Origin of the sequence: Paraburkholderia sp. J69-1 (assembly GCF_905220255.1) — a bacterium.
In the GTDB taxonomy this organism is placed as follows: domain Bacteria; phylum Pseudomonadota; class Gammaproteobacteria; order Burkholderiales; family Burkholderiaceae; genus Paraburkholderia.
Genome location: NZ_CAJMZG010000006.1, coordinates 150,513 through 177,473 on the forward strand (window position 1 = coordinate 150,513; position 26,961 = coordinate 177,473).

Below are 26,961 nucleotides of genomic sequence, written 5' to 3' on the forward strand. Positions count from 1 at the left end.
TTGCAAGAGTCGGGTCGTCGATTAATCAGGATGGCGAATCATGATGCAGCACTGCCGCGCAGCACGAATAGCGTCACGCTTTGCGGCGGCAGTGTCGCGCGCAAGGTGCCGTTCGTGTAGTGCACGTCCTGCACGCGCGCAAGCTGGTTATTGGCGAGTTGCCAGGTTTCGGCCGCGCCGTTCGCAGCAAAATGCGCGAGCGACACCGCAGCATCGGCGGGACGGTCGAGCTGTTTGTTGATGACTACGAGCGTGAGCGCATGATCGCTCGCGCGCAAGGCTGCGAACGCGGCCACCGTGTCCGGGTCGAGCGCATTGGCCGTCACGCTGGTGGTACCGAAGGCGCCGCCATTGCCGTTGTAGTTGCGATAGAGCTTGATCGCCTTGTACACCGGCATCGAAGGATCGATCGAACCCCAGCGCGTGGCGATATCGAGTCCTTCGCGCCCGAAGATGCCCAGCAGGTCCGCCTGCGCGGTCGCGCCGTTCATCAGCGTTTCGCCGCCCCAGTTGTATTCGGTCAGCGCGATGGGCGTGCCTGCATAGTAGTAGGTATTGGCCCAGCGGCGCATCGTCGGAATCAGCGCCACGACGCTGTTGATCCACGTGGGGTCCGTATAGTGCGGGTCCCAGAGATCGCGCGTCGAGCGGTTGCGCTTGAGCATGATTTCGGCTGTATTGGCCGCGCCGCCATCGGCGTATTCGCCGCCTTGCGGGTAGAAGTGCAGGCTCAATACGTCAACGGGATGCCCCGCCGCTTTCCATTGCGACAGCAGCCACGGCACGTAGTCCATGCCCTGGGTTTCGTTCTCGCGGTCCGGCGCGTGATCGTAGCCATGCGCAACGGCGTTCTGCTGATCGAAGCCGCTATGGAAATAACCGGCCCAGCCCCACTCTTCCGGCGCGAGCACTTTCGCGTGCGGGTCGGCGCTTTTCACGGCGCGCGAATAGGCCATGACCTTGTCGGCGATTTCGCGCGCATGCGCGCCAGTGGGATGCACGTCGCGATGAATCACGTGCCACAGGCTCGGCTCGTTATCCATGGCGTAATAGCGCACGCCGCCCGCATTCGCGCCGCCGAACTGCGCCACCAGCGCGGCCACGCGCGCCTGTTCGTTCTGCGCGTCGTCGGGCACGGTGGCGTCGTTCGGGTCGTTGCTTGTGATCGGCACGTCGCCCATGCCGACTCCATTGCCCGCGTCCGGCGTGCCATCCACATCGTGATTGGGCTGCGTGCCGTATTTGGCGATCGAGAAACTCGCCAGCGTCTGACGCTGCGGCCCGAGTTTCGCCACGCGCCCGAGCATCGGAATCGTGATGATGGGCGTGGCGCCGCCTGCCTGGCTCAGCGTAACGAAACGATCGCCGTATTGATCGTTGATATCGTTCGGATTGGCGGCAACGCTTTCGAAATACCAGTCCTTGCCCGCATTGCGCGCATCGAGCCGCCAGTTATACGCCGACGCGCTATTGCCGCCCGAACGGTTGATCGGCACGCGCAGATCGCGCAGCGTTGCCGTGGTGCCGAAGTTGATGCCGTAAATCAGCGGGCTGATTGCATGGCGATTGGCGGCCGCATCGACGCTGATGGCAACCGGCGCCGGCTCTGAGGTGGCTTCGGTGCACGAAGCCGTGCCCGCTGCCAGCAACGCAGCCGCAAGCGGCGCGAGAAAAAGTCTAGGGCGTCGCGTGCGCGGCATGGTCGCTCCGTGGGGCGGCTTCATCGGAAGCGTCGTGGTCGACGTCCTGGTCGGTGGCATGGTCAGCATGGGTTTCGGCCTGATCGCCCAGACCGCCCGCGCGCCAGATATAGACGAAGATCGCGAGTATCACCGCGGTTTCGCCAGGCGTGAGCGTGGGCGGATAAAAGAACGAAATCACCAGAATATAGACGAGGTAATCGAACAGCGAGCCAAGGAAATCGTCGTCGACTTTCGCGCGCAGTCGGCGGTACAGCATCATGCCGCGCACCTGATACAAGAGGATGATCAGCGCGCCCACGAGGCCGTACTCGAATACGATGCCCAGCCAGGTGATGTCGGCGAGAAAGAAGAAATGGTGGAAGTAGTCGAACAGGCTGTCGCGGCTCGTCGGGCTGATGGTGCCCACGCCAAACAGCCAGCGCATCGGTTCGTCGCCGAGAAAGCGCGAAGCCAGATCGATCGAGATACGCCGCGTGTCGAAACCGTTGGCCGAATTCAGATTGAACGTCGTGGCCAGATAGCCCGCCGAGAACATGCCCACGAGCGCGAACGGCCCGCATACCAGCAGGCCGACGCGCGCCATCGGCCGCGACCAGATAAACGTATTGATGATCAGCACGCCCATGATGCCGATGATCATCGCGCGCGTTTTCACGATCAGCAGCGTCACGGCGAAGGCCACGGCCGCGCCGAGAAAATAGCCCAGATGCCGCTCGAAAAATGCGCGCCGGTAGCAGAAGAACAGCAGGATGATCGGGAAATACATCGACATGCGGATACGGTGCCCGCGCATGTCGGCGGTAAAGAACGGCGACTGGCCGATCACGTAATCGTCCCGATACCAGCTATCGGGCACGACGGCCCACATGAGGATCAGCGCGCCGATCACGATCATGCCCGCGACGATAAAGCTGCGTTCGAGTTCGTGCAGCGTGGGTTCGAGCGTCAGCAGTAAGGCGAGGAAAGAAAAGAAATAAAGTAAAGGCAGGAGTTTCACCTGCGCAGTAATACTGGTGAAGAAACCTTCGTGGAAATAAAACATCGCCGCGAAGCTCGGAAACAGCACGAGCCACGCGAAGCTGATGAGAATCTGCCGCGTCACCGGAAAGCGCGGATGGCCCGCCAGCCGCAAGGCGGCCGGCAGCGACAGGATCGGGAACGCCTTCGACAGCGCCCACAAGGGCGCAAGCGCGCTGATGTAGTGGAAGGTCTGGCCGAACAGCGGCAGCAGCGCGAGCAGCCACAGCAGGACGCGCGCCCGCGCCGGCTCGGCCGAAAACACAGGCGCGGACCGGGCCGTCGAAGTGGCGGTTTCCATCTCGTACAAGGTGTTCTGCCTGAGAGTGCTTCCTGTGCCCTCGATACCTTTAGTACAGGATGTGATTGTTCGAGATGGTGTAGTCGAGGCCGCGATTGAACGGCAACACCTTGTCGATGTACTGGTCGACCCATTGATCGACTTCGGCGATCGACGACTTCGGCACGAAGATCGTATCCGACGACTGCAGGATCACGTCCTGCGCCGAATCGCCCCTATGCGTGAGCGCGTCCAGATTGATCGTGTGCAGCATGGGGCGGCCGTCCGGGCTGCGACGGATCAGCACGACTTCATTGGTGCGCGCCGTGTCGAGCAGGCCCTGCGCCTCGATCACCGCCTGCAGCACGCTCATGCCCGGATGCAGCGGCACTTCGCCGGGCTTGCCCACCTGGCCGCCCACGTAGATATGCGAAGACGACTGCGCGATCGCGACCGTTGCATGCGCGTTGCCCGTGACGCCATTGGTGGCGAGCGCCTTGTTGATGCTTTCGGCCAGCTGCGCCACGGAAAGGCCGGCCGCCGGCAGGGTGCCCGCGAACGGCATCGACAGCGTGCCGTCCGGCGCGACCGGGCCGCGATAGTTCAGTTCGGCGTTGAAAGGCAGCGTGACCGACAGGTCGTCGCCCGCCTGAATGCGATAAATGGAAGGGGTCGAATCGACCCAGGTCGCGAAGTTGGCCGGTCGCTGGTATTGCGGCTCCACCCAGGTGCGGGTACAGGCGGTCAGCATCATCAGCACCAGGACGAAAGCCGGGCGAATTGTATTCATCGAGCGTGTAGAGCGTTTAATTGGGTGGCGCCGACTGGCCGTTGCGCGAAGGCAAACGATAACACCTGAAAAGTGTCATCAGCGAACGACAGCGACCGCGCGAAATTTATAGAAATACCGGCTGAGCCATGTTTTCTTACGTATTATATGCGCCTTCGGTATCTAACTTGTGGGCCAGGAACCACAACCATATGGTTATTACAACTAGGACCAGGCCTGACCGCAGGGCAGCAGTTGTTGATTTGACGATCCGGGATTATCTCAACACCTTTTTTTATTACCGCAAGATTGCAGCAGCGGTATTTCTTGCCATTGTCACGATCGGGGTGATCGTCGCGCTGGCGGTGCCGATGCCCTATCGCGCGCAGGCCACCCTGCTCGTGCTGTTCGCCGGATACTACGATCAGTCCAACAATACCAATGGTTCCGCCGGCCTGCAGCCCGCCGCCGGCCAGCTCGACAGCGTCGAAGCGCAGATCCTCAGCAGCCCTGAGCTTCATCGCGACGTCATCATTTCGAAATTGGGGCCGAACGCAAGCGAGCGCGAAATCAACGCGCAACTGGCGAATTTCGAACATCGTCTGCATATCGAACAGAACGACCTGGCCAACACGATCACGCTGAACTACTCGGACCCCGACCCGAAAGTCGCCGCCGATGCCCTGTCGCGCCTGCTCGACAAATATTTCCGCCGCCGCGCGACCATCTTCACGTCGGGCCGGGTCGACTTCCTGACCGGCCAGCTCGACGACGTCAAGGTCCAGCTCGACCGCGCCAACGCCGACCTGCTGACCTTCCAGAAGAAGCACGGCATCGTCGATGTAGACGACCAGATCGCGCGCGCCGTGCAGCTGGAAAGCCAGCTCGTGCAGCACAAGCTCGAAAACGATACCAAGCTCGCGCAGGACCGCGGCGAACTGAAGTCCACGCAGGCTTCGTCGAAAGGCGTGAACGCCACCATTCCCATTTACACGGACGATTCCGAAGCCGCGCACGCGCTCGACACGATGCAGCTTTCGCTGATGCAGCTCGAAACGCGCCGCGCCGATTTCGCCGCGCGTTATCTGCCGGGCTCGCCGTTCGTGACGCAGCTCGACCAGCAGGTCGCCGACATGCGCGCCAATATCGCGCGTCAGAAGAAGGAAATGACCACGGCCACGCGCCTCGGTCACAACGACTATTACGACGTGGTGCAGGGCAAGCTGTCCACGCTGAACGCGAGCATCGCGGGCGAAACCGCCTTGCAGCACGCGCTCGAAGAGCAGATCACCGATGCGCGCGCGCGCCTGAAAAACCTCAGCGATATTTCGAGCCAGATGCGCCAGATGCTGGCGAGTCGCGACATTCTCGCGGACAACTTCAAGGAACGCTCGCGCCAGGTCGAACTCGCGAAGATCCAGCAAGGCCAGGTGAGTCAGGTCAATAGCACGAACGTGCGCGTGATCCAGACACCCTTCCCGCCTTCGGAGCGCAGCGTGCCGGGCAGCCTGATCGTCTCGGCGGCGGTGGCTGCGGGGCTGCTGATTTCGGCGCTGGTGGTGCTCGTGCTGGCCAGCATGCGCGAAACTTTCCTGAGCCCGGAACAGGCCGAACGCTCGCTGCTGCTGCCGGTGCTGGCCGCGCCGCTCGCGCAGACCGGCCCGCGCCGCGGCGGCGCCGACGCGCTCACGCCCGCCGTCAGCCGGCCCGTGCATCTGACCTATGGCCGCATGATCGCCGCCATCAACGCGAGCACCGACTCGCGCGCGAAACTGGTGATGGCGCTGTCCTTCGGCAAGAACGACGGCTTGCAGGATGTGATTCGCGGCCTCGCCGCCGAACTCGAAAGCCGTTCGGACAAGCCGGTTCTCGTGCTCGACATGGCATCGGCGCCGGAGGCCGCGCCGCTCTACGGCCTGCCCGATGCGGGCGGCCTGCTGCGGTGGCCCGGCTACGCCTCGGCCCGCACGGCCGGCGCGAATGACGCACAGGCAAAGGATGCATCCGCGGATGCGCCCGCGAATCCGCACGACCTCGTCTACGAACGCGTCGACGGCCACAACATCGTGGTGGCGCGTCCGCGCAACGGCATGTTCCCGGCGTCGTGGCATCAGACCCGCGAGCTTTTCGACGCGCTGCGCGCCGCGCACGACTACATCGTGCTGCACGCGCCGCCTGCGAGCCAGTCGTTCGCCGGCGTGGAAAACGCCGCGCTGGCCGATGCCACGATCCTTGCCGTGCGCGCCGAATCCACGCGCAAGCCCATCGCGCTGACCCTGCGAACGCAGGTGCAGGACGCAGGCGGCCGCCTCATCGGCCTCGCGCTGACGCACCGTCGCGCCTATATTCCCGACTTCATCTACCGCTTCTTCTAATTACCGGCGACAGACCGGAACACCATGGCCCAAATCAGCGCGATCCTGCCGATCAAGACCCGGGGACGGCATTACGCCGACAACATCGGCCGCTGCGACATCCTGTTTTCGTCGCTGCGCCACTTCACCACGCCCGATACGTTTCACCGCATCGTGCTCGTGGTGCCGCACGAAGAAGTCGACGAAGTCAAAGGCTATGCGAAAGCGTGGGCCGACTTCCCGATCGAGGTGATCGACGAATCGCTCTATATGGGCGTCTTCGCGGAGTTCTCGCAGCGCCATCAGATCCGCAACTGGCACCGCCAGCAGATCATCAAGCTGAATGCGCCCGAGTGGATCGAGACCGAATATTTCCTCGTGTTCGACCCGGACTGCTTCGCCACGCATCCGTTTACCGTCGATACGCTGATTCACGACGGCCGCGCGCTCACGCACCGCCAGCCGCGTACCGCCGAGCCGCGTTTCTGGGAAGCGTCGGCGAAACTGCTGAACGTCGATCCGGGCCTCGACCGCGACGGCCTCTGGTGGACGCCCACGATCCTCTCGCGCACGCTCTGCCTGAAACTGCACGAGCATCTGGCGCAGATGTACGGCACCGACTGGCGCCGCGTGCTGCTCTCCAACTACGCGATCGACTGGACCGAATACACGCTGTACTGGCTCAACGCCGAGCGCGAAGGCCTGCTCGACCAGTATCACGCGTTCCCGCTGCCGGGCCAGCGCACGCTGCACGCCGCCGAAAGCGTCTGGTTCGCCAACGACATGAAGGAATGGAGCGCCGCGCAGCATTTCGCCGAAAGCAGCGACGGCCTGTTCGCCGTGGTGCAGAGCAACACGCATATTCCGCTGGAGCAGGTGGTCGAGAAGCTTTCGCCGTATTTCCCGATCAAGGTGCAGCCGTACGAGCGTCACTTCGACGCCGCGCTCAAGGGTGCCGAGCTGTACTCCGCCATCGCCCGGCGCGGGCTCAAACTGCTGAACAAGCTGCGCGGCATGGTCTCGGCTTGAGCTGGATAAATGACGATTACCGGGTTGCCGCCACGGCAGCCCGGTCAGAATTACCGCCCCTTCTGCCTGTTTTCTTTCAGGCTTCCCCTTCATTTTTCCGCTGGCGTTCCGTTATCAGGAACGTGAGCCGGGCGAATGCAGATTTGTCCGCCTGATATTTCCGGTTAATGCCGATTAATCGGCATGCCATTGCATTCTTATTCGCGCAAACGTTAGCGCGAGAATAAAGCGCAAATAAGTGATTAACTGCCGCGTCGATCGGGCAGGCAATCGAATATCGAAAGGAGCTGAAAGGTTTTGACGGGATCTAAAAAAGGACATCGGGCTGGACGTCGCGCAATTCGCCGTTTTGCGGGCGCCTTGAGCGCGAGCCTGGCCATGCTGACGGCGCTGGCAGGATGCGGCGGCGGCGGCTCGGGCAGTACGTCCACTAGCAGCACGGTCACGGTCAGCCCAACGACGCTCTCGCTCACGGTCGGGCATTCATCGGCACTGACCGCGAGCGTCGCATCCAGCAACACCGGCGTCACATGGAACAGCAGCGACACGACCGTCGCGACCGTCACCGACGACGGCGCCGTCACCTGCGAAGCCGTCGGCAGCGCCACGATCACGGCCACCAGCGACGCTCAGGAAGCCAGCGCCAGCGTCACCTGCGCGAAAGCGTTCACCGTCTACGAATTCCTCAAGCTCAAGCAGTATCAGGACGCCAGCGGCGTCAACACGATTTCGGACACGTGGTTCGAAGGTCTGGGCATCACGCCGCTCAACCTGCTCTACTCCAGCAAGCTGGTCACCTGCCCGCTCACGAGCTGCACCGACGAATACACCGTCGATACCACCAAGATCGCCACCGCCGCCGCCAGCGCGGACAGCACCGGCGCGATCCCGGTCTCGCTCGACCTCGAAGTCTGGGACACCAAACGCTTCTATCCCACCACCGCGACCGGCAACGGCCAGACCATCGTGCAGAACCTGACCGAAGCGCTCACGGACTTCAAGGCCGACAATCCCAGCGCGGTCGTCGGGCTCTACGCGGAAGTGCCGCAGAACACCTTCGGCTGGAGTTCGACCACGGCCACGACCTACGACGCGCTGAATCCGCAATATGCGGCCGTGGCGGCGCTGGTCGATTACTACAGCCCGTCGCTCTACAACTACGGCTACGACGGCACGTCCACCGGCGACACCGACTGGAACAGCGCGGCCGTCTATGCCGTCGAGCAATCGCGCGCCTTCGACACGCTCAACGGCACGTCGAAGAAAGTGCTGCCTTACATCACGCCCGTCTGGACCGATAGCAGCAACGCGAGCGAAATCCTCACTTACGACCAGATGATGTATCGCCTCAAAGCACTGAAAAGCGCGGGCGCGGATGGCTGCATCCTGTGGATTTCGAGCAGCCAGATCGATCCGTCCACGGGCAGTCTGCTCGTGATCGATACGACTGCGGGCTGGTTCAAGGCGGTGACCGATTTCATGGCGTCGAACGGGTGAGACTGTTCGTATCGGGGCGCGATGTGGCGATGTGCGTTCATACTGATCGAATCCCATCAGACCACCACGCTCACGATGAACCCTGATCGCCCCGTTGCTCTCGTTACAGGCTCGACTTCCGGCATTGGCATGGCCATCGCGCGACGGCTTGCGCGCGATGGCCATGCCGTCGTTCTGCATTCGCGCAGTTCCGCCGAGGCCGGCGCGGCGGTCGCCCGCGAACTGGGCAGCGGAACGGGCAACGCGGTCTACATCCAAGCCGATCTCGCCGACGATACCCAGCGTGTCAGGCTGATCCGCGAAGCCATCGCGGTCTGGGGACGGCTGGATGTGCTGGTCAATAACGCCGGCATCAGCCGCGTGATTCCTCACGACGATCTGGCCGCCGCCACGCCGGCCGTCTGGCAAGAACTGCACGAGATCAACGTGGTTGCGCCGTTTCGCCTCGTGACCGAAGCGCAGGCGGCGTTGCGCGAAGCGGCCACGCGTGGCAAGCCGGGTTGCGTGGTGAACGTCAGTTCGCATGCGGGCGTGCGGCCCAAGGGCGCGTCGATTCCCTATGCCGCGAGCAAGGCCGCGCTCAATCACGTGACCCGCCTGCTCGCGCTATCGCTGGCGCCGGAGATTCGCGTCAATGCCGTGGCGCCCGGCCTCGTGGATACGCCGCTCACGGCCGACTGGACCGGCGCGCAACAGCTCTGGAAGGAACGCTCGCCGATGCGCCGCGCCGCCACGCCGGACGACATCGCCCAGGCAGTGGCGATGCTCGTGTCGTCGGACTATCTGACCGGAGAAATCCTGCTTTCGGATGGCGGGTTGAATCTCACTTGATGCGCTTGAAACTGCGCTTGAAACGCCATCCGGGCGAAGGAAATCGAAGCGAGCCGCTTCAATCAGACAGTTTGCGCATTTGCGCGTAAAGATCGGCCTTGCCCTCGAAGCCGATGCCCGGCAGATCCGGCATCGTGATAAAGCCGTTATCGACTTTCACGCCATCGGGGAAGCCGCCATACGGCTGGAACAGATCCGGGTACGATTCGTTGCCGCCCAGGCCCAGACCGGCGGCGATATTCAGCGACATCTGATGCCCGCCGTGCGGAATGCAGCGGCTCGGCGACCAGCCATGCTGGCGCAGCATGTCGAGCGTGCGCAGATACTCGACCAGACCGTAGCTCAGCGCGCAATCGAATTGCAGCCAGTCGCGGTCAGCGCGCATGCCGCCATAGCGGATCAGGTTGCGGGCATCCTGCATCGAAAACAGGTTTTCGCCCGTTGCCATCGGCTTATCGTAGTAGTTGCGCAGCGTTGCCTGCAGTTCGTAGTCGAGCGGGTCGCCCGCCTCCTCGTACCAGAAAAGATCGTATTGCGAGAGCGCTTTCGCGTACTGGATCGCGGTATCCAGATCGAAACGGCCATTCGCGTCCACGGCCAGTTTCTGGCCATCGCCCAGCACGCTGAGAATCGAATCGATACGGCGCAGATCTTCGTCGAGCGACGCGCCACCGATCTTCTTCTTCACGACCGTATAGCCACGGTCGATATAGCTGCGCATTTCGTCCTTCAGCTTGTCGTGGTCCTGGCCCGGGTAGTAATAACCGCCCGCCGCGTAGACGAAGATCTTGCGCTGCGGCTGGCCGTTGCCGTAACGATCGGCGAGCAGTTGAAAAAGCGGCTTGCCTTCGATCTTCGCCACCGCGTCCCACACCGCCATATCGATCGTGCCGATTGCAACCGAACGCTCGCCGTGACCGCCGGGCTTTTCGTTGGTGAACATCGTCGCCCAGATCTTGTGCGGGTCGAGATTGTCGCCGGCATCGTTCACCAGCGCAGCGGGATCGGCTTCGAGAATGCGCGGAATAAAACGCTCGCGCATCAGCTTGCCCTGCCCATAACGGCCATTCGAATTGAAGCCGTAGCCCACGACCGGCTTGCCGTCGCGCATCACATCGGTGATCACGGCAACGAGGCTCAGCGTCATCTTGCTGAAGTCGATATAGGCGTTGCGAATCGGCGAACTGATCGGAACGGTGATTTCGCGAATCTCGACGATTTTCATGGTGCTGTCTCCTGGACTGACGCGGCTGCAATGGGACGTAGCATAGCCGCCGCAGACCGCCCTATACTTCACCTCAATTCATTTCATTTTTTACTAAAAGTGAGAACTGATTCCACTTCCGATTTCGAGTTTTTCGTGCAACTGGCGAAGCTCAAGAGCCTGTCCGGCGCTGCACGATCGATCGGCATCACACCGCCCGCGGCGACCAAACGGCTGGGCATTCTGGAAGAACGCTTCGGCACGCGGCTCGTGAACCGCACGACCCGCAGCGTGAGCCTGACGCCCGAAGGCGAGACCTTCGCGCGCTACGCCGCGCAGATCCTCGAACAGGTGCGGGAGATGGAAGACGCCATCTCAGGCTCGGCCGCCGATCCGCGTGGCCGCCTGCGTATCAACGCGACGCTGGGTTTCGGGCGCACCACCATTGCGCCGCTGGTATCGGAATTCGCCAGGCGTTATCCGCACGTGGAAATCCAGTTCGTCGTGACGGATCGCCCGGTCGATCTGGTCGAGGGCGCGTTCGACATGGCGATCCGCTTCGGCGAATTGCCGGACCAGCGGTTGCGCGCGCGGCGTCTGATGAGCAACCGGCGCTTTCTGTGCGCGTCGCCGAAGTATCTGGAGCGGCATGGCGTGCCGCAGCGCAAGGAAGATCTGCTCGCGCATCGCTGCATCATTCACACGCAAAACGACGACACCTTCGGCGTGTGGCAATTCATGCAGAACGATCATCTGGAGGCGCTGAAGGTGAGCGGCGCGCTCTCCAGCAACGACGGCGATATCGTGCTGCGCTGGGCGCTGGACGGCCACGGCATTCTGATCCGTTCGGAGTGGGATCTGGCCAAGTACATTCAAAGCGGCAGGCTCAAGCTCGTGCTGCCCGATGTGGTGCTACCCTCGGCGGACCTGTTCGTCTACTACCCCGGCCAACGTAACGAATCCACCCGCGCCCGCGCGTTTATCGACTTTCTCGTCAAGCATTTCGAGGCGCCGTTCGTGCCGGTCGAACTCGGCAAAACGGCTGCGGGACGCAGGAAAACCGTCAGAAAATGACCCACGGCACACGCCCGGCGCGCGCCCAGTGAATTCATACTTTTTTCGTCTTAAATACAAAATTTACCCATATCGATTAAAATAATTCATGCTCGAAACTGAGCGCGATACCAATACCGATACCGAGCCAACTGGCCTGCCGGATCGCTAGCAACCCGTTATTCGAACACATGGCCAGCAAGACACTCCTGCGCCTCATGGAAGGCGTCCCGCGCGGGCAACCGCTCGACCCGCAAATGCTGCGCGACTGCGGCGTGAGCGCCCAGCAAACCACATATTTCGTCAGCGCCGGCTGGCTGCAACGGCTCTCCAAGGGCGCCTATCTGCTCGCGGGCGATTCGCCCACGCGCGCCGGCATTCTTGCGTATCTGAGCCATCACGCGAATGGCCTGCATGTCGGCGGCAAGACCGCGCTCGACTGGCAAGGCGGCCGTCTGAGCATCGACGCGCATACGCGTTTCTCGCTCTGGGCGCGGCGTCCGTATGCGATGCCCGACTGGGCCGATCTCCACTTGCCGCACACGCTGCAGACCACCCAACTCTTCGACGACGCCCTGCCCGGCAACACCTCGCTCGCCGCGCTGCCTAATCTCGATCCGTCGATTCTCGTTTCGCGGCCCGAGCGCGCGCTGCTCGAACTCGCGAGCGATATCGGCAAGCGTGGCGGCAAGGGGCAAGCGCTCGACGAGGCGATCGCCATTGCCGCCACGCTGCCCGATCTGCGGCCGAAGGTGCTCGACCGTCTGTTGTCGCATTGCACGCGCGTGAAAGTGGTCAAGCTCGTGCGCGACCTGGGCGCGGCGAGCGGTCATGCGTGGGGCGAAGATCTCCAGCGCCATGTGGACCGCTTAGGCCCAGGCAAGCGCTGGACGAGCAGCCGAAAAGGCGTGCCCGCGCTGAACCTCAAGGCCTAGCCTCGAAATCCTCGAATGCCGATACCTGGCATCACTAACGAATGACGCAACGCGACGCGCGGCGCTAAATCAGCCATTGCCGCCATGAAACAGCGTCAGCCGGTTCATCACCGATGTCACGCCCTGCACCGAACGCGTCACGTCCTCGGCCTGACGGATCTGGTCGCCGTTGCGCACCGTGCCGCTCAAGGTCACCGCGCCGTCACGCGCGCGCACGAATACGCCTGATACGTCGAAGCCGGAGGTCTTGCCCAGCGCGCGCCGCACCGCCCGGGCGAGCGCGCGATCGGCCTTGGTCGCGTGGCCCGAATGCGCGGGCGCGGCGCCTGCCGCAGGCGGCATCGACGCCATGGGCGTCATCGGCATCGTCGCTCCGCTCGCGGGCATGGAATCGGTCTGGGCATAGGCCGCAGCCGCGAACAGCGCGAGGGTCAGGCTCGAAACGACGCGCAACGTTACCGTCTTCATGATGGTCTCCAAAGGGGAATCTGCGTGAATGCGGGTCCGCATGGATCGCAAATACGTACCGTACGCCGAATCGGATGCACGCCTGGCCAGCATGGCCGGACGCCCTTTGCAGCCCCCTTGTGCAGCGCAAAATCAAAACTTCAGACGCCGCACGCCGACGAGCGTAGTATTCCATGCGATACAACGCAGCCGCCTCATTGCGCTTCACTCCCTGTCGCGCCTAACCCCTGTTCACGATTTGCGAGGAGCACGCCCATGAACCACGCAGAGCTGCAGTACCTCACCACGGACTACCCGTACCGCAAGCAATACGACAATTTCATTGGTGGACAGTGGGTCGAGCCGGCCGGCAACGAATACTTCGACAATATTTCGCCGATCACCGGCGAGCCGTTCACCTCGATTCCGCGTTCGCGCGAAGCCGATATCGAACTCGCGCTCGATGCAGCGCACAAGGCGAAGGACGCGTGGGGCCGCACCGCGCCCGCCGACCGCGCGACGCTGCTCGGCAAGATCGCCGATCGCATGGAAGCCAATCTCATGCGTCTGGCCGTGGCCGAAACCATCGATAACGGCAAGCCGCTGCGCGAAAGCTGCGCCGCCGACATTCCACTCGCCATCGATCATTTCCGCTATTTCGCCAGCGCGATTCGCGCACAGGAAGGCGCGATTTCGCAGATCGACAACGACACGGTGGCCTATCACTTTCACGAACCGCTTGGCGTGGTCGGCCAGATCATTCCGTGGAATTTCCCGATCCTGATGGCCACCTGGAAGCTCGCGCCCGCGCTCGCGGCCGGCAACTGCGTGGTGCTCAAACCCGCCGAGCAGACGCCCGCTTCCATCCTCGTGCTGATGGAATTGATTCAGGATCTGCTGCCGCCGGGCGTGATCAATGTGGTCAACGGCTTCGGGCTGGAAGCGGGCAAGCCGCTCGCCTCGAACAAACGCATCGCCAAGATTGCGTTCACCGGCGAAACCACCACGGGCCGCCTGATCATGCAGTACGCGAGCCAGAACCTGATTCCCGTGACGCTGGAACTGGGCGGCAAAAGCCCGAACATCTTTTTCGCCGATGTCATGGATCATGACGACAGCTTCTTCGACAAGGCGCTCGAAGGCTTCACCATGTTCGCGCTCAATCAGGGCGAAGTGTGTACCTGCCCCTCGCGCGCGCTGATCGACGAAAAGATTTACGACCGCTTCATGGAGCGCGCGCTCAAGCGCGTCGAAGCGATCCAGCAGGGTCATCCGCTCGATACGAAGACGATGATCGGCGCGCAGGCCTCGCAGGAGCAACTGGAAAAGATCCTCTCCTATCTCGATCTGGGCAAGCAGGAAGGCGCGCAATGCCTCACGGGCGGCGGGCGCAATGCACTCGGCGGCGAGCTTAAAAACGGTTATTACGTACAGCCAACTGTTTTTAAAGGCCACAACAAGATGCGCATTTTCCAGGAGGAAATCTTCGGCCCGGTGGTGTCCGTGACGACATTCAAAAACGAGGAAGAAGCGCTGCAGATCGCCAACGATACGCTGTATGGTCTGGGCGCAGGCATCTGGACGCGCGACGGCACGCGCGCGTACCGCTTCGGCCGCTCGATCCAGGCCGGGCGCGTGTGGACCAACTGCTATCACGCCTATCCCGCACACGCGGCATTTGGCGGCTACAAGCAGTCGGGCATCGGGCGCGAAACGCACAAGATGATGCTCGACCATTACCAGCAGACCAAGAATCTGCTCGTAAGCTATAGCGACAAGCCGCTCGGCTTCTTCTAGGCAGCAGGACACGAACTCGCGCGCCTCGCCATCCGGCGAGGCGCGTTCGTTTCCAGCGGAAAAAACAGGAAAATCAGGGATTGCAGGAATATCAAAAGGAGTGCCGATTATGACGAATGAAGTGCTACGCGTCGTCGCAACGCCCGCGGCCGTTGCGTTGATCGGGAAACTCGTGGCCGAACACGGCGCGGTGCTGTTTCACCAGTCGGGCGGATGTTGCGACGGCAGCGCGCCGATGTGCTTTCCCATCGGCGAATTCATGGTGGGCGGCGCGGATGTGAAACTCGGCGAGATCGCCGGCGTGCCGTTCTACATGAGCGAATCGCAATTCGAATACTGGCAGCACACGCAACTGATCATCGACGCGGTGCCGGGCAATGGCGGCATGTTCTCGCTCGAACGCCCGACCGGTTTGCGCTTTCTCACGCGCTCGCGCCTTTATGACGACGCGGAAAACGCCTGGCTGGCGCAACATCCGGTCGAGCGCGCGACGAACTGATCGTTCCTGCCCGCCGCGCCCTGCCTTAGAACCGCCACGCCAGACGCCCGCCGATCGCGTTGTCGTGCGAACCGCCGCCATATTGCCCGCTATACGCGATGCCCAGCGAAAGATTCTTCGCCAGATTCGCATCGACGCCCAGTTCCACCACCGCGGTATCGCGCGCGATCGGCACGCCCGCCACCGAGAACGACGACCCGCCATCGACAAACGCAAGCGTCGAGGCCGGTTGCGTATTGCCGAACGCGTGCCGCCAGCCCGCCATTGCGTGTGCGCTGATGCTGGCGAGCGGCAGTTCGCCCAGACGCGTCGCAATGCGCAAACCCAGCGTGGAATAGCCGATGTTTTCCGTATCGCCCTGATTGCGCAACGCGCTCGAGCCGCCGCTTTCCGTGAAGCCATCGGTGTGCAGATTCACGTAGGCGAGACCCGCGAACGGTTCCAGCGCGAAGCGGTTGAACGGCACCGCGTAGCCCACTTCGCCGAACACCTGCGCGGCCTTGGCGTCGTAGTTGGCGCTGTCGTGGTCGCTATAGCCGGTGAAGGCCGGATAGCGGTCCTCGCTCACATCGTTCCAGGTGTAGGACGCGCCCAGCCGCACGCCAATCGGTCCGTACTGCGCGCCGCCATAGAGCGCGACGTGGTAGGTGTCCACCGCAGCCGTCGAATTCAGGCCGTTTTCCAGCGAGCTATGCGCGAAACCGCCCGCCGCGCCCACGCGCCAATGGTCGGACAGCGCCATGTCCGCACCGCCGATCACGCCAGCCGATGTGCGATCGAGTCCCGCCGAATTGTCGTTGCCCGCCAGCCGGCTATCCGCGCCGTAGCCCTGCGCCCAGACCACGGGCTGATACGGCCGCCGATCGACGCACGCCCCCGACGAACCGCCGCGCGAAGCGTCCGACTCGCTCGCGGACATCGCGCCCTGCCCCATGCGCTGATCGCATAGCGCCGGGCCGCCTGCGAGCGCGGAAAGCGGCCCGCTGGTGGGTGCGAGACCCTGGCGCAGGCGGTCGGTCACCGCATCGCGCAGATAACGCGTATCGAGCAGGAACACGGTCTTTGCATCGGCGATCAACTGGCCGTTCACCATGTCGAAGGCCTGGCGCGCCGTCGCCACATCGCCCGAAACGACCGCCGAGAGCAGCGGCGCCGTCGACGGCATGCTCGCCAGCGCCCCCGCCACGCTCGACTGGTTTGGCGAAGTCGCCGCCGATGCCAGCGCCGCGCCGTTGGGCGTGAAGCTCACATAGACGCTGTTCGGGCTGTAGCCGAGCGTCGGCGTGAGGAACGGCAGGTTCGAGTTGACGCTCGTGAAAGTGCCGCTCACGCCGCTCGCGGCCGTGACGATCGGATATTGCGTCGATGGCGTGTAGACGCCGCTTCCCGCCACCACGCTCACCGTGCCGCCGCCGATGCTCACCGTGCCGCCCGCCGCCACCGAACCGCTCTGCTGCGGCGTGGTCGCGACCTGCAGCGTCGAGCCCGGCTGGAACGTGACGTTGCCGCTCACGTTGAGGCTCGCGCCCGGCGTGGTGGCCGCCGCCGTGCCGCCGTTCTGCACGATCAGGCCACCGACCGTGCCGGTGCCCGTGAGCGTGCCGCCCGACTGCACGGTGACCGTCGAATTCGCGGCCGATCCGCTCACCGCCAGCGTGCCGCCCGTGATGGCGGTCGGGCCGCTGTAGCTGTTGACGCCCGAGAGCGTGAGCGTCGAACCCGCGCCCGCCTTGGTGAGCGAGCCCGCACCCGCCAGCGTGCCGCCGAAGCTGCCGCCGCCGTTCACGGTCAAGCCCGAGTTGCCCAGATCGAGCGTCGATCCCGCCGCGCCGTCGAGCGAGCCGAGCGACACCGCAAGCGGCGCGCCGCCCGTCACGCCCAGCGCCAGCGTGCCGCCGTTCATCGTCAGCCCGCCGGTGCCGAGCGCGGTATTCGAGCCGACCGTGAGCGTGCCCGCGTTGACCGTCGTGCCGCCTGCGTAGCTGTTGTCGCCCGTGAGCGTGAGACCGGCCGCGCCGTTCTTGACGATGCCGCCGGTGCCTGACACCACGCCGGAGAGCACGGTATCGGCGCTGCCGCCGATGGTTGCGCCCGCATCGAGATTGACGGCATTGGCGAGATTGACCGCCGTGGCGGCGTCCAGCGTGGCAGGCGCCGCGAACGTGAGCGCGCCGGTGCCCAGCGCCGCATCGTTGCCAGCGATCAGCGTGCCGCCCGAAAGCGTGGTGCCGCCGCTATACGTGTTCGCGCCACTGAGCGTCTGCGTGCCCGCGCCCGCCTTGACGAGGCCGCCGCTGCCCGCGATCGTGCCGCCATAACTGCCGTCCGAGCCGCCGCCGAGCGTGAGCGTGCTGCCGCCCAGCGCGACGTTGCTGTCCGTCACTCCCGAGAGCGAGCCGACCGTCGGCGTGGCGCCGGTGGCCGCGCCGCTCACGTCGAGCGTCGTGCCCGCATTGGCGAGGTTCACGTCGGTCGACGCGGACAGCGTGCCGTTGCCCGCCAGCGCGAGCGTGCCGGCATCGACGGTGGTCGCGCCGCTATAGCTGCTCGCGCCAGTGAGCGTCTGCGTGCCGCTGCCCGCCTTGACGATGCCGCCCGTGCCCGCGATCGTGCCGCCATAACTGCCGTCGCCTGCATTGCCGAGCGTCAGCGTGGTGCCGCCGAGCGCGACCGTCGTGCCGCCCACGCCATCGAGCACGCCGATGGTCGGCGTGCCGGTGGCCGCGCTCACATCGAGCGCCGTGCCCGCATTGGCGAGGTTCACATCGCTCGATGCCGAAAGCGTGCCGTTGTCCGCCAGCGCAAGCGTGCCGCCGTTCACCTGGGTCGCGCCCGTGTAGGTGTTCGCGCCGCCGAGCGTGAGCGTGGCCGCGCCGTCCTTGGTGAGCCCGCCCGTGCCCGACACCGTGCCGTCGAGCGTGAGCGCGTTGGAGCCCGCCACGCTCAGCGTGTTGCCCAGCGCGACATCGTTGCCGAGCGTGGTCGCCGTGGTGCTGTCGAGCGTGGCCGCGCCACTCACGTTCAGCGCGCCGCTGCCGAGCGCCGCGTCGTTGCCCACGGCGAGCGTGCCCGCGGCAAGCGTCGTGCCGCCCGAGAACGTGTTCGCGCCCGTGAGCGTTTCGGTGCCGCTGCCCGCCTTGACGATGCCGCCCGTGCCGCCAATCGTGCCCGCGAAGGTCTCGCTGCCGGCATCGCCGAAAGTCAGCGTGTTGCCGCCCAGCGCGACCGTGCTGCCGCCTACGCCGCTCAACGCTCCGATGGTCTGCGCACCGCCCGCGCCGCTGATGTCGAAGCTCGTGCCCGCATTGGCGAGATTCACGCCGCCCGTGGCCGCGAGCGAGCCGCCTGCGCCAATCGCGAGCGTGCCGGCATCGACGGTCGTGCCGCCGGTGAAGGTATTCGCGCCCGTGAGCGTTTCGGTGCCCGCACCCGCCTTGACGATGCCGCCCGTGCCCGCAATCGTGCCGCCGAAGGTCTCGCTGCCGCCATCGCCGAAGGTCAGCGTATTGCCGCCCAGCGCGACCGTGCTGCCGCCCACGCCGCTCAACGCCCCGATGGTCTGCGCGCCGCTCGCGCCGCCGATATCGAAGGTCGTGCCGCTATTGGCGAGATCGAGCGCGCCCGTGGCCGCCAGCGAGCCGCCCGCGCCGATGGCGAGCGTGCCCGCGTCGATGGTCGTGCCGCCCGTGTAGGTATTGCTGCCCGTGAGCGTTTCCGTGCCGCTGCCGATCTTGGTCAGGCTGCCCGTGCCGCCGATCGAGCCGGTATAGGTGCCGTCCGTCGCGCTGCCCAGCGTCAGATCGTTGCCACCGAGATTGACCGTGCCGCCGCCGATCAGCGTGCCGAACTGCTGCTGGCCGTTGCCGGCGGAAAGATCGAAGGTCGCGCCATCGGCGACATCGACGATGCCGGTCGATGCCAGGCTCGCGTTCGCGCCCAGCGCCAGCGTGCCGTCGTTGATCAGCGTGCCGCCGGTGTAGGTGTTGGTGCCGTTGAGCGTGAGCGTGGCCGCGCCGTCCTTGGTCAGCCCGCCCGCGCCGGACAGCGCGCCGTCGAGCGTGAGATCGTTGCTGCCCAGCACCGTGAGGCCGCTGTTGAGCACGAAGTCGTTGCCGAGCGTGGTCGCCGTGGTGCTGTCGAGCGTCGAGTCGCCGTTTACCGTGACCGCGCCCGTGCCCAGCGCCGCGTTGTTGCCCACCACGAGGCCGCCCGCGTCGAGCGTCGTGCCGCCGCTATAGGTGTTCGCGCCGGTGAGCGTCTGCGTGCCGCTGCCGGTCTTGACGATGCCGCCCGTGCCGCTGATCGTGCCGTCGAAACTCTGGTTGCTGGCGTCGCCGAACGTCAGCGTGTTGCCGCCCAGCGCGACCGCGCTGCCGCCCGCGCCGCTCAACGCGCCGATGGTCTGCGCGCCGCTTGCGCCGCTGATGTCGAAGCCTGTGCCCGCATTGGCGAGATTGACGCCGCCCGTGGCCGCGAGCGAGCCGCCCGCGCCGATCGCGAGCGTGCCGGCATCGATGGTCGTGCCGCCCGTGTAGGTGTTCGCGCCCGTGAGCGTTTGGGTGCCCGCGCCCGCTTTGACGATGCCGCCCGTGCCGCCGATGGCGCCCGCAAATGCGCCATCGTTCGCACTGCCGAGCGTGAGCGTCGTGCCGCCCAGCGCGACCGTGCTGCCGCTCACGCCGTTGAGCGCGCCGATCGACGTTGCGCCGCTCACGCCGCTTACGTCGAGCGTGGTGCCCGCACCGGCGAGCGTGACGTCGCTCGTGGAAAGCGAGCCATTGCCCGCCAGCGCGAGCGTGCCGTCATCGACAGTGGTGGTGCCCGTGAGCGTGTTCGCGCCCGTGAGCGTTTCGGTGCCGCTGCCCGCCTTGACGATGCTGCCCGTGCCGCCAATCGTGCCGCCGAAGGTCTCGCTGCCCGCATCGCCGAAAGTCAGCGTGTTGTCGCCCAGCGCGACCGTGCTGCCGCCTACGCCGCTCAACGCCCCGATGGTCTGCGCCGCGCCCGCGCCGCTGATGTCGAAGCTCGTGCCCGCATTGGCGAGATTCACGCCGCCCGTGGCCGCGAGCGAGCCGCCCGCGCCAATCGCGAGCGTGCCTGCGTCGATGGTCGTGCCGCCGGTGAAGGTATTCGCGCCCGTGAGCGTTTCGGTGCCCGCGCCATCCTTGACGATGCCGCCCGTGCCCGCCAGCGTACCGCCGAAGGTTGCGTCGCCCGCATCGCCGAAAGTCAGCGTATTCGCGCCGAGCGTCACCGTGCTGCCGCCCACGCCGCTCAACGCCCCGATGGTCTGCGCGCCGCTCGCCCCGCTGATGTCGAAGCCTGTGCCGCTATTGGCCAGATCGACCGCGCCCGACGCCGCCAGCGAGCCGCCCGCGCCCAGCGCGAGCGTGCCCGCATCGATGGTCGTGCCGCCCGTGAAGGTGTTCGCGCCCGTGAGCGTTTCCGTGCCGCTGCCGATCTTGGTCAGACTACCGCTGCCGCCGATCGCGCCGCTGAAGGTGCCGTCCGCCGCGCTGCCCAGCGTGAGATTGTTCACGCCCAGCAGCACCGTGCCGCCGCCCGTGAGCGTGCCGAACTGCTGCTGGCCGTTGCCCGCCGACAGATCGAAGACCGCGCCGGTAGCGACATCGACGATACCGGTCGATGCCAGGCTCGCGTTCGCGCCGAGTGCGAGCGTGCCCGTGTTGATCTGCGTGCCGCCGGTGTAGGTGTTGGCGCCGTTGAGCGTGAGCGTGGCCGCGCCGTTTTTCGTCAGACTGCCGGTGCCCGCGAGCACGCCGTTGAGCGTCACATCGTTGCTGCCGGCGACCGTGAATCCGCTACCGAGGATGAAGTCGTTCGCGAGCGCCACCGCCGTAGAACTGTCGAGCGTGGCCGCGCCATTCACCGTGACCGCGCCGGTGCCCAGCGCCGCGTTGTTGCCCACAACGATCGTGCCCGCATCGAGCGTCGTGCCGCCGGTGTAGGTGTTGGCGTTGTTGAGCGTGAGCGTGGCCGCGCCGTTCTTCGTCAGACCGCCGCTACCCGAAAGCACGCCGTTCAGCGTGAGATCGTTGCTGCCCGCCACGCTGAGGGCGCTGTTCAGGACGACGTCGTTGGCGAGCGTCGTCGCGGCCGAACTGTCGAGCGTCGATGCGCCGTTCACGCTCAGCGCGCCCGTGCCCAGCGCCGCATCGTTGCCCACAACGATCGTGCCCGCGTCGAGCGTCGTGCCGCCCGTGTAGGTGTTCGCACCGTCGAGCGCGAGCGTGGCCGCGCCGTTCTTGGTCAGACCGCCCGCGCCCGACACCGTGCCGCCGAGCGTGAGGTCGTTGCTGCCCGCCACGCCCAAGCCGCTATTCAGGACGACATCGTTGGCCAGCGTGGTGGCGGCCGTACTGTCGAGCGTCGATACCCCGTTCACGCTCAGCGCGCCCGTGCCCAGCGCCGCATCGTTGCCGACGATCAGCCCGCCCGCATTGAGCGTCGTGCCACCGCTGAAGGTGTTCGCGCCTGTGAGCGTTTGCGTGCCCGTGCCGTTCTTGACGATGCCGCCCGCGCCCTGCAGCACGCCGCCGAAGGTGGCGTTGCCCGCATCGCCGAGAGCCAGCGTGTTGCCGCCGAGCGTCACCGTGCTGCCGCTCACGCCGCTCAACGCCCCAATGGTCTGCGCCGCGCCCGCATTGCCGATATCGAAGCCCGCGCCGCTATTGGCAAGATTCACGCCGCCCGTGGCCGCGAGCGAGCCGCCCGCGCCGATGGCGAGCGTCCCGGCATCGATGGTTGTGCCGCCCGTGAAGGTGTTCGCGCCCGTGAGCGTCGCCGTGCCGCTGCCTTGCTTGACGATGCCGCCCGTGCCTTGCAATACGCCGCCGAAAGTCGCGTCGCCCGCATCGCCGAAACTCAGCGTATTCGCGCCCAGCGTCACCGCGCTGCCGCCCACGCCGCTCAGGCTGCCGATGGTCTGCGCAGCGCCCGCATTGCCGATGTCGAGCGTAGCGCCCGCGTTGGCGAGATTCACCGCGCCGGTGCTCGCGAGCGAGCCGCCTGCGCCCAGCGCCAAGGTGCCCGCATTGACGGTCGTGCCGCCCGTGAAGGTATTCGCGTTCGTCAGCGTGAGCGTGGATGCGCCCGCCTTCGTCAGACTCCCCGCGCCGGAAAGCACGCCCGAGAGCGTCAGCGCATTCGATCCCGCCACAGTCAGCGCGCTGTCGAGCACGATGCCGTTGGCGACGGTAATCGAGCTGCTATTGTCGAGCGATGCCGGGCCGCTCACCGTCAACACGCCCGTGCCCAGCGCCGACGCATTGCCCAGCACCAGCCCGCCCGCCGCCAGCGTCGTGCCGCCGCTAAAGGTATTCGCGCCCGTGAGCGTTTGCGTGCCGCTGCCCTGCTTGACGATGCCGCCCGTGCCTTGCAGCACGCCGCCGAAGCTTGCATTGCCCGCATCGCCGAAACTCAGCGTATTCGCGCCCAGCGCGACCGTGCTGCCCGCCACGCCGTTGAGCGCGCCGATGGTCTGCGCAGCGCCCGCGTTGGCGATATCGAACGTTGCGCCCGCGTTGGCGAGATTCAGCGCGCCGGCGCTCGCGAGCGAGCCGCCCGCACCCAACGCGAGCGTGCCCGCATTGACCGTCGTGCCGCCCGTGAAGGTATTCGCGTTCGTCAGCGTGAGCGTAGATGCGCCCGACTTCGTCAGACTGCCCGCGCCGGAAAGCACGCCCGAGAGCGTCAACGCATTCGATCCCGCTACATTCAGCGCGCTGTCGAGCACGATCGCGTTGGCCACCGTGAGCGCGCTGCTGTTGTCGAGCGACGCCGGGCCGCCGACCGTCAGCACGCCCGTACCCAGCGCCGACGCATTGCCCAGCACCAGACCGCCCGCATCGAGCGTCGTGCCGCCGCTGTACGTGCTCGCGCCCGCCAGCGTCTGCGTGCCGCTGCCCTGTTTGACGATGCCGCCCGTGCCTGTGATCGCGCCCGCGAAGGTCTGATTCGTCGTATTGCCGAAAGTCAGCGAATTGCCGCCCAGCGCGAGCGTGCTGCCGCTCGCGCCGCTCAATGCGCCGATGGTCGCATTCGCGCCCGCCGAGCCGAGATCGAACGCCGCGCCTGCATTGGCGAGATTGAGCGCGCCCGTCGATGCCAGCGCGCCGCCTGCGCCCAAGGCGAGCGTGCCCGCGTTCACGGTCGTGCCGCCCGTGTAGGTGTTGATGCCCGTGAGCGTCTGCGTGCCGCTGCCCGTCTTGACGACGCCGCCCGCGCCCTGGATCACGCCCGCATAGGCGCTGTTCGCGGCGCTGCCGAGCGTCAGCGCATTGCCGCCCAGCGTGACCGTGGTGCCCGCCACGCCGTTGAGCGCGCCGATCGTCGCCGCGCCCGTCGCCGCGCTGATATCGAAGGCGCTGCCCGCATTGGCAAGATTGAGATTCGACGCCGCGCCCAGCGTGCCCGCGCCCGAAAGCGCGAGCGTGCCGGCATTGACCGTCGTGCCGCCGGTGAAACTGCTCGCCCCGCTGAGCGTCTGCGTGCCGCTGCCTTGCTTGACGAGGCCGCCCGTGCCCGTGATCGCACCCGCGAAGGTCTGGTTCGTCGCGTTGCCGAAGCTAAGCGTATTGGCGCCCAGCGCCACCGTGGTTCCCGCCACGCCAGCCAGCGCGCCGATCGTCTGGTTGCCCGCCGCGCCGATATTGAACGACGCGCCCGTGCCGCCCAGCGTCACGCCCCCCGCGCTCGCCAGCGAGCCGCCCGCGCCCAGCGCCAGCGTGCCCGCGTTGATGGTCGTGCCGCCCGTGAAGGTGTTCGCGCCCGTGAGCGTTTGCGTGCCGCTGCCCTGCTTCACGAGCGCGCCCGTGCCGCCGATGCTGCCCGCGAAGGTCTGACTGGTGGCATCGCCGAAAGTCAGCGCATTCGCGCCCAGCGTGACGGCGCTTCCCGCCACGCCGGACAGCGCGCCGATGGTCTCTCCCGCGCCCGCATTGCCGATGTCGAATACCGCGCCGCTATTGGCGAGATTCACCGCGCCGGTTGCCGCCAGCGAGCCGCCCGCGCCCAGCGCCAGCGTCCCTGCGCTGACGGTCGTGCCGCCGGTATAACTGTTCGCACCACTGAGCGTCTGCGTGCCGCTACCCTGCTTGACGAGGCCGCCCGTTCCGCTGATTGCGCCCGCATACGTCTGGTTGGTCGCATCGCCGATCGTCAGCGCGTTCGCGCCCAGCAAGACGCTCGACCCCGCCACGCCCGCAAGCTCGCCCACCGTGCGCGCGCCCGAGGCACCGGCGATCGAAAAACTCGCACCGCTCGCGCCGAGATTCACGGCGCCCGTCGATACCAGCGCGCCGTTGCCGGAGAGCGCGAGCGTGCCGCCGTTGATCGTCGTCGCGCCCGTATAGGTGTTCACGCCCGTGAGCGTCTGCGTGCCGCTGCCCTGCTTGACGAGGCCGCCGGTCCCGCTCGCCACGCCGCTGAAGGTCTGATTGGTGCTATCGCCGAAACTCAGCGTATGTGCGCCGAGCGTCACGCCGCCCGCGCCCGACAGCGCGCCCACGGTCTGGTTCGCGCTCGCCGCGCCGATGTCGAACACCGCGCCCGACGCCACGTTGAGTGCGCCCGTCGATGCCAGCGCGCCGCCTGCGCCCAGCGCCAGTGTGCCCGCGCTGACGGTCGTGCCGCCCGTGTAGGTGTTCAGGCCCGTGAGCGTCACGGTTGCCGCGCCGTTCTTCACGAGCGCGCCCGTTCCGGCGATCACGCCCGACAGCGCCAGCGCGTTGCTGCCGCCGAGCGTCAGCGTGTTCGCGCCCAGATTCACGGCATTGCCGATCGACAGGCCCGCCGTGCTGGTATCGAGCGTGCCCGCCCCGCCGAGCGTCAACGCGCCGGTGCCCAGCGCGGCGTTATTGCCCGCGACGATCGAACCGGAGTTGAGCACCGTACCGCCGCTATAGGTGTTCGCGCCGCTGAGCGAAAGCGCGCCCGTGCCCGACTGCGTGAGCGCTCCGGTTCCCGAGATCACGCCCGACAACGTAAATGCATTGGACCCCGAAGCAATCAGCCCGCCCGTCCCCAGCGAAACCGCGTTCGTTATGTTCAGGCCCGCCACGCTGCTCTGCAGCGCGCCGCCGGTTGCCGTGATCGTGCCGGTGCCCAGCCCCTGGGCGTTATCGAGGATCGCCGTGGCGGCCGCGCCGAGCGTCGCATCGGCTGCACTCGACGCGCCGCTCAAGGTCCAGCTGCCGCTGTCGATGGCGAGGTGATTGAAGTTGATGTAGTTCGCCAGCGAGATCGCACCGGTGGCCGGACCGCCCGAACCCTGCTGCAGATGCAGCGTATTGTTGCCGCCCGCGCCGCCATCCACGTAACCGGCCTGCGCAAAGCCCAGCGAAAGCCCCGCAATGCCGAGCACATCGAGCGATGCGCCAGCGCCAGGCGTCACCGACGACCCCGTGAGCGCATTGAAGGTATTGGCGCTGCCCGCGCCCATCGACACACTGCCGATAATGCTGCCCGAGTTCGTGAACGTATTGCCGGTGCCCGCAGTCGATGAGGCCTGCAGACCCACGCGGCCGGTGATCGTGCCGCTGTTGGTGAAGTTGATCTGACTGCCGCCATACACGGCGACGGAGGTGCGATCGCCCGGCGCGATCGACACGCCGGCAATCGACGCCGATCCCATCGTGCCGGTATTGGTGATATTGGTGACGCCGCCTGCGCCGTTCTGCACGGCCAGCGCGAGACCCGTGAGGCTGGCCACGTTGAGCGTGACGGCGCCCATCGTGCCGTTCATCGTGCCGCTATTGGTGATGTTGACGTTGCTGGCGCTGCTGTTGCCGACCACCGTGCCGCTCGACAGCACGCTCAGCACGCCGAGCAGCGAGGGATCGACGGTCCCGGCGTTGTTGAGCGTCACGTTGTTGCCCGTGAGCGAGAGCGCCGTGCCGCCTACGCCCAGCAGCACGCCCAGACTCGAACCCGCAGCGAGATTGACCGTAACGTTGTTCGCAGTACTGGAGAAACTGGGCGCAAGCGGATTGGCTGCGCCCGTGCAGGTCACCGTTGCGCCGCTCGTCGAACACGTGGCATACGCGTTGCCGGTGGCAATCAAACCCAATAAGACGCCTGCCGCGACTGCATGAATCGCACCGTGTCCCGCCCCGCGATGCCCTCGCCTGCCCATCCCTGTCGATTCGCTCACGACATGTCCCCTCGGAGTTAGTCGAAACGCTTTAAATCGAGCTTCTTAAAATCGTCTGGGTGCTTCGCTTTTTGCTTCGCTCGTTGCTTCGCTTGTTGCTTCGATACTTGCTTGTGCGCGCTTTTGTTACGAATGAGTGCGGCCCGCCCGGTCATTGCGTGACAGGCCAGCAGGATGGGGATAACGGCGCTTCGTCTGGACAAGCGCCCTGCCCGTCATGCGCCGCTCAGGACCGAGGCGTGCGCGCGCCTGCGGCGCCAGCTCGGGCGCCGTCCGGAACACGGCGGGACGGGTCAATCGGAACGCAGGTCAGGCAGGATCTTCAGGGTGTTTCATGGAACACGCCTCCAGAAGCCGCTCTCGAAGAGCGGGT

14 protein-coding genes are annotated in these 26,961 nt (G+C 65.7%); 8 read left to right on the forward strand and 6 right to left on the reverse strand.

Going from position 1 to position 26,961, the window contains the following annotated elements; genetic code table 11:
* Positions 1–38 precede the first annotated feature (38 nt).
* Genes U5A67_RS12835 through U5A67_RS12845 form a run of 3 tightly spaced genes read right to left on the reverse strand, consistent with a single transcriptional unit; the run spans position 39 to position 3,790 of the window.
* On the reverse strand, positions 39–1,700 hold the full coding sequence (locus tag U5A67_RS12835) for a glycoside hydrolase family 44 protein (RefSeq protein ID WP_321814861.1): 1,662 nt from the start codon (positions 1,698–1,700) through the stop codon (positions 39–41).
* Complete coding sequence (locus U5A67_RS12840; protein WP_321814976.1) at positions 1,678–3,021, reverse strand: hypothetical protein; 1,344 nt, start codon at positions 3,019–3,021, stop codon at positions 1,678–1,680. The genes U5A67_RS12835 and U5A67_RS12840 overlap by 23 nt, the downstream gene beginning before the upstream one ends.
* Positions 3,022–3,070: 49 nt before the next feature.
* Positions 3,071–3,790, reverse strand: coding sequence for a polysaccharide biosynthesis/export family protein (locus tag U5A67_RS12845; protein ID WP_205987004.1), 720 nt, complete (start codon positions 3,788–3,790; stop codon positions 3,071–3,073).
* Between the two features lie 242 nt (positions 3,791–4,032).
* On the opposite strand from U5A67_RS12845, the gene U5A67_RS12850 reads away from it, so the two are divergent.
* The 4 genes from U5A67_RS12850 (at position 4,033) to U5A67_RS12865 (ending at position 9,480) form a co-directional block, all read left to right on the forward strand.
* Entirely contained in the window at positions 4,033–6,144 is a 2,112-nt protein-coding gene (locus tag U5A67_RS12850) for a hypothetical protein (RefSeq protein ID WP_321814860.1), read from the forward strand.
* Between the two features lie 24 nt (positions 6,145–6,168).
* A complete protein-coding gene (locus tag U5A67_RS12855) occupies positions 6,169–7,152 on the forward strand; it encodes a DUF6492 family protein (RefSeq protein WP_321814859.1) in 984 nt (327 codons plus the stop codon).
* 378 nt (positions 7,153–7,530) lie between these two features.
* A complete protein-coding gene (locus tag U5A67_RS12860; protein WP_321959702.1) occupies positions 7,531–8,649 on the forward strand; it encodes an Ig-like domain-containing protein in 1,119 nt (372 codons plus the stop codon).
* Positions 8,650–8,724: 75 nt separating this feature from the next.
* Complete coding sequence (locus U5A67_RS12865) at positions 8,725–9,480, forward strand: SDR family oxidoreductase (RefSeq protein ID WP_321814857.1); 756 nt, start codon at positions 8,725–8,727, stop codon at positions 9,478–9,480.
* Between the two features lie 58 nt (positions 9,481–9,538).
* Here the strand turns inward: U5A67_RS12865 and U5A67_RS12870 are convergent, their stop codons facing one another.
* Positions 9,539–10,705 (reverse strand): mandelate racemase/muconate lactonizing enzyme family protein, encoded by a 1,167-nt coding sequence (locus tag U5A67_RS12870; protein ID WP_205987008.1) that lies wholly within the window; start codon positions 10,703–10,705, stop codon positions 9,539–9,541.
* A gap of 99 nt (positions 10,706–10,804) precedes the next feature.
* On the opposite strand from U5A67_RS12870, the gene U5A67_RS12875 reads away from it, so the two are divergent.
* The gene (locus U5A67_RS12875) at positions 10,805–11,758 is read left to right on the forward strand and encodes a LysR family transcriptional regulator (protein WP_321814856.1); all 954 of its coding nucleotides are present in this window, start codon (positions 10,805–10,807) and stop codon (positions 11,756–11,758) included.
* Between the two features lie 170 nt (positions 11,759–11,928).
* Positions 11,929–12,672 carry a type IV toxin-antitoxin system AbiEi family antitoxin domain-containing protein gene (locus U5A67_RS12880; protein WP_321814855.1) on the forward strand — a complete coding sequence of 248 codons (744 nt, stop codon included), beginning with the start codon at positions 11,929–11,931 and terminating at the stop codon, positions 12,670–12,672.
* Between the two features lie 69 nt (positions 12,673–12,741).
* Here the strand turns inward: U5A67_RS12880 and U5A67_RS12885 are convergent, their stop codons facing one another.
* Positions 12,742–13,140, reverse strand: coding sequence for a BON domain-containing protein (locus tag U5A67_RS12885; protein ID WP_205987010.1), 399 nt, complete (start codon positions 13,138–13,140; stop codon positions 12,742–12,744).
* Between the two features lie 255 nt (positions 13,141–13,395).
* Between U5A67_RS12885 and adh the strand changes: the two genes are divergently transcribed.
* A complete protein-coding gene (gene adh, locus U5A67_RS12890; RefSeq protein WP_321814854.1) occupies positions 13,396–14,916 on the forward strand; it encodes an aldehyde dehydrogenase in 1,521 nt (506 codons plus the stop codon).
* Positions 14,917–15,025: 109 nt separating this feature from the next.
* Positions 15,026–15,415: a DUF779 domain-containing protein gene (locus U5A67_RS12895; RefSeq protein WP_321814853.1), complete on the forward strand. Its 390-nt coding sequence runs from the start codon at positions 15,026–15,028 to the stop codon at positions 15,413–15,415.
* Positions 15,416–15,440: 25 nt separating this feature from the next.
* Here the strand turns inward: U5A67_RS12895 and U5A67_RS12900 are convergent, their stop codons facing one another.
* Positions 15,441–26,504 carry an autotransporter-associated beta strand repeat-containing protein gene (locus U5A67_RS12900; protein WP_321814852.1) on the reverse strand — a complete coding sequence of 3,688 codons (11,064 nt, stop codon included), beginning with the start codon at positions 26,502–26,504 and terminating at the stop codon, positions 15,441–15,443.
* Positions 26,505–26,961: the final 457 nt, after the last annotated feature.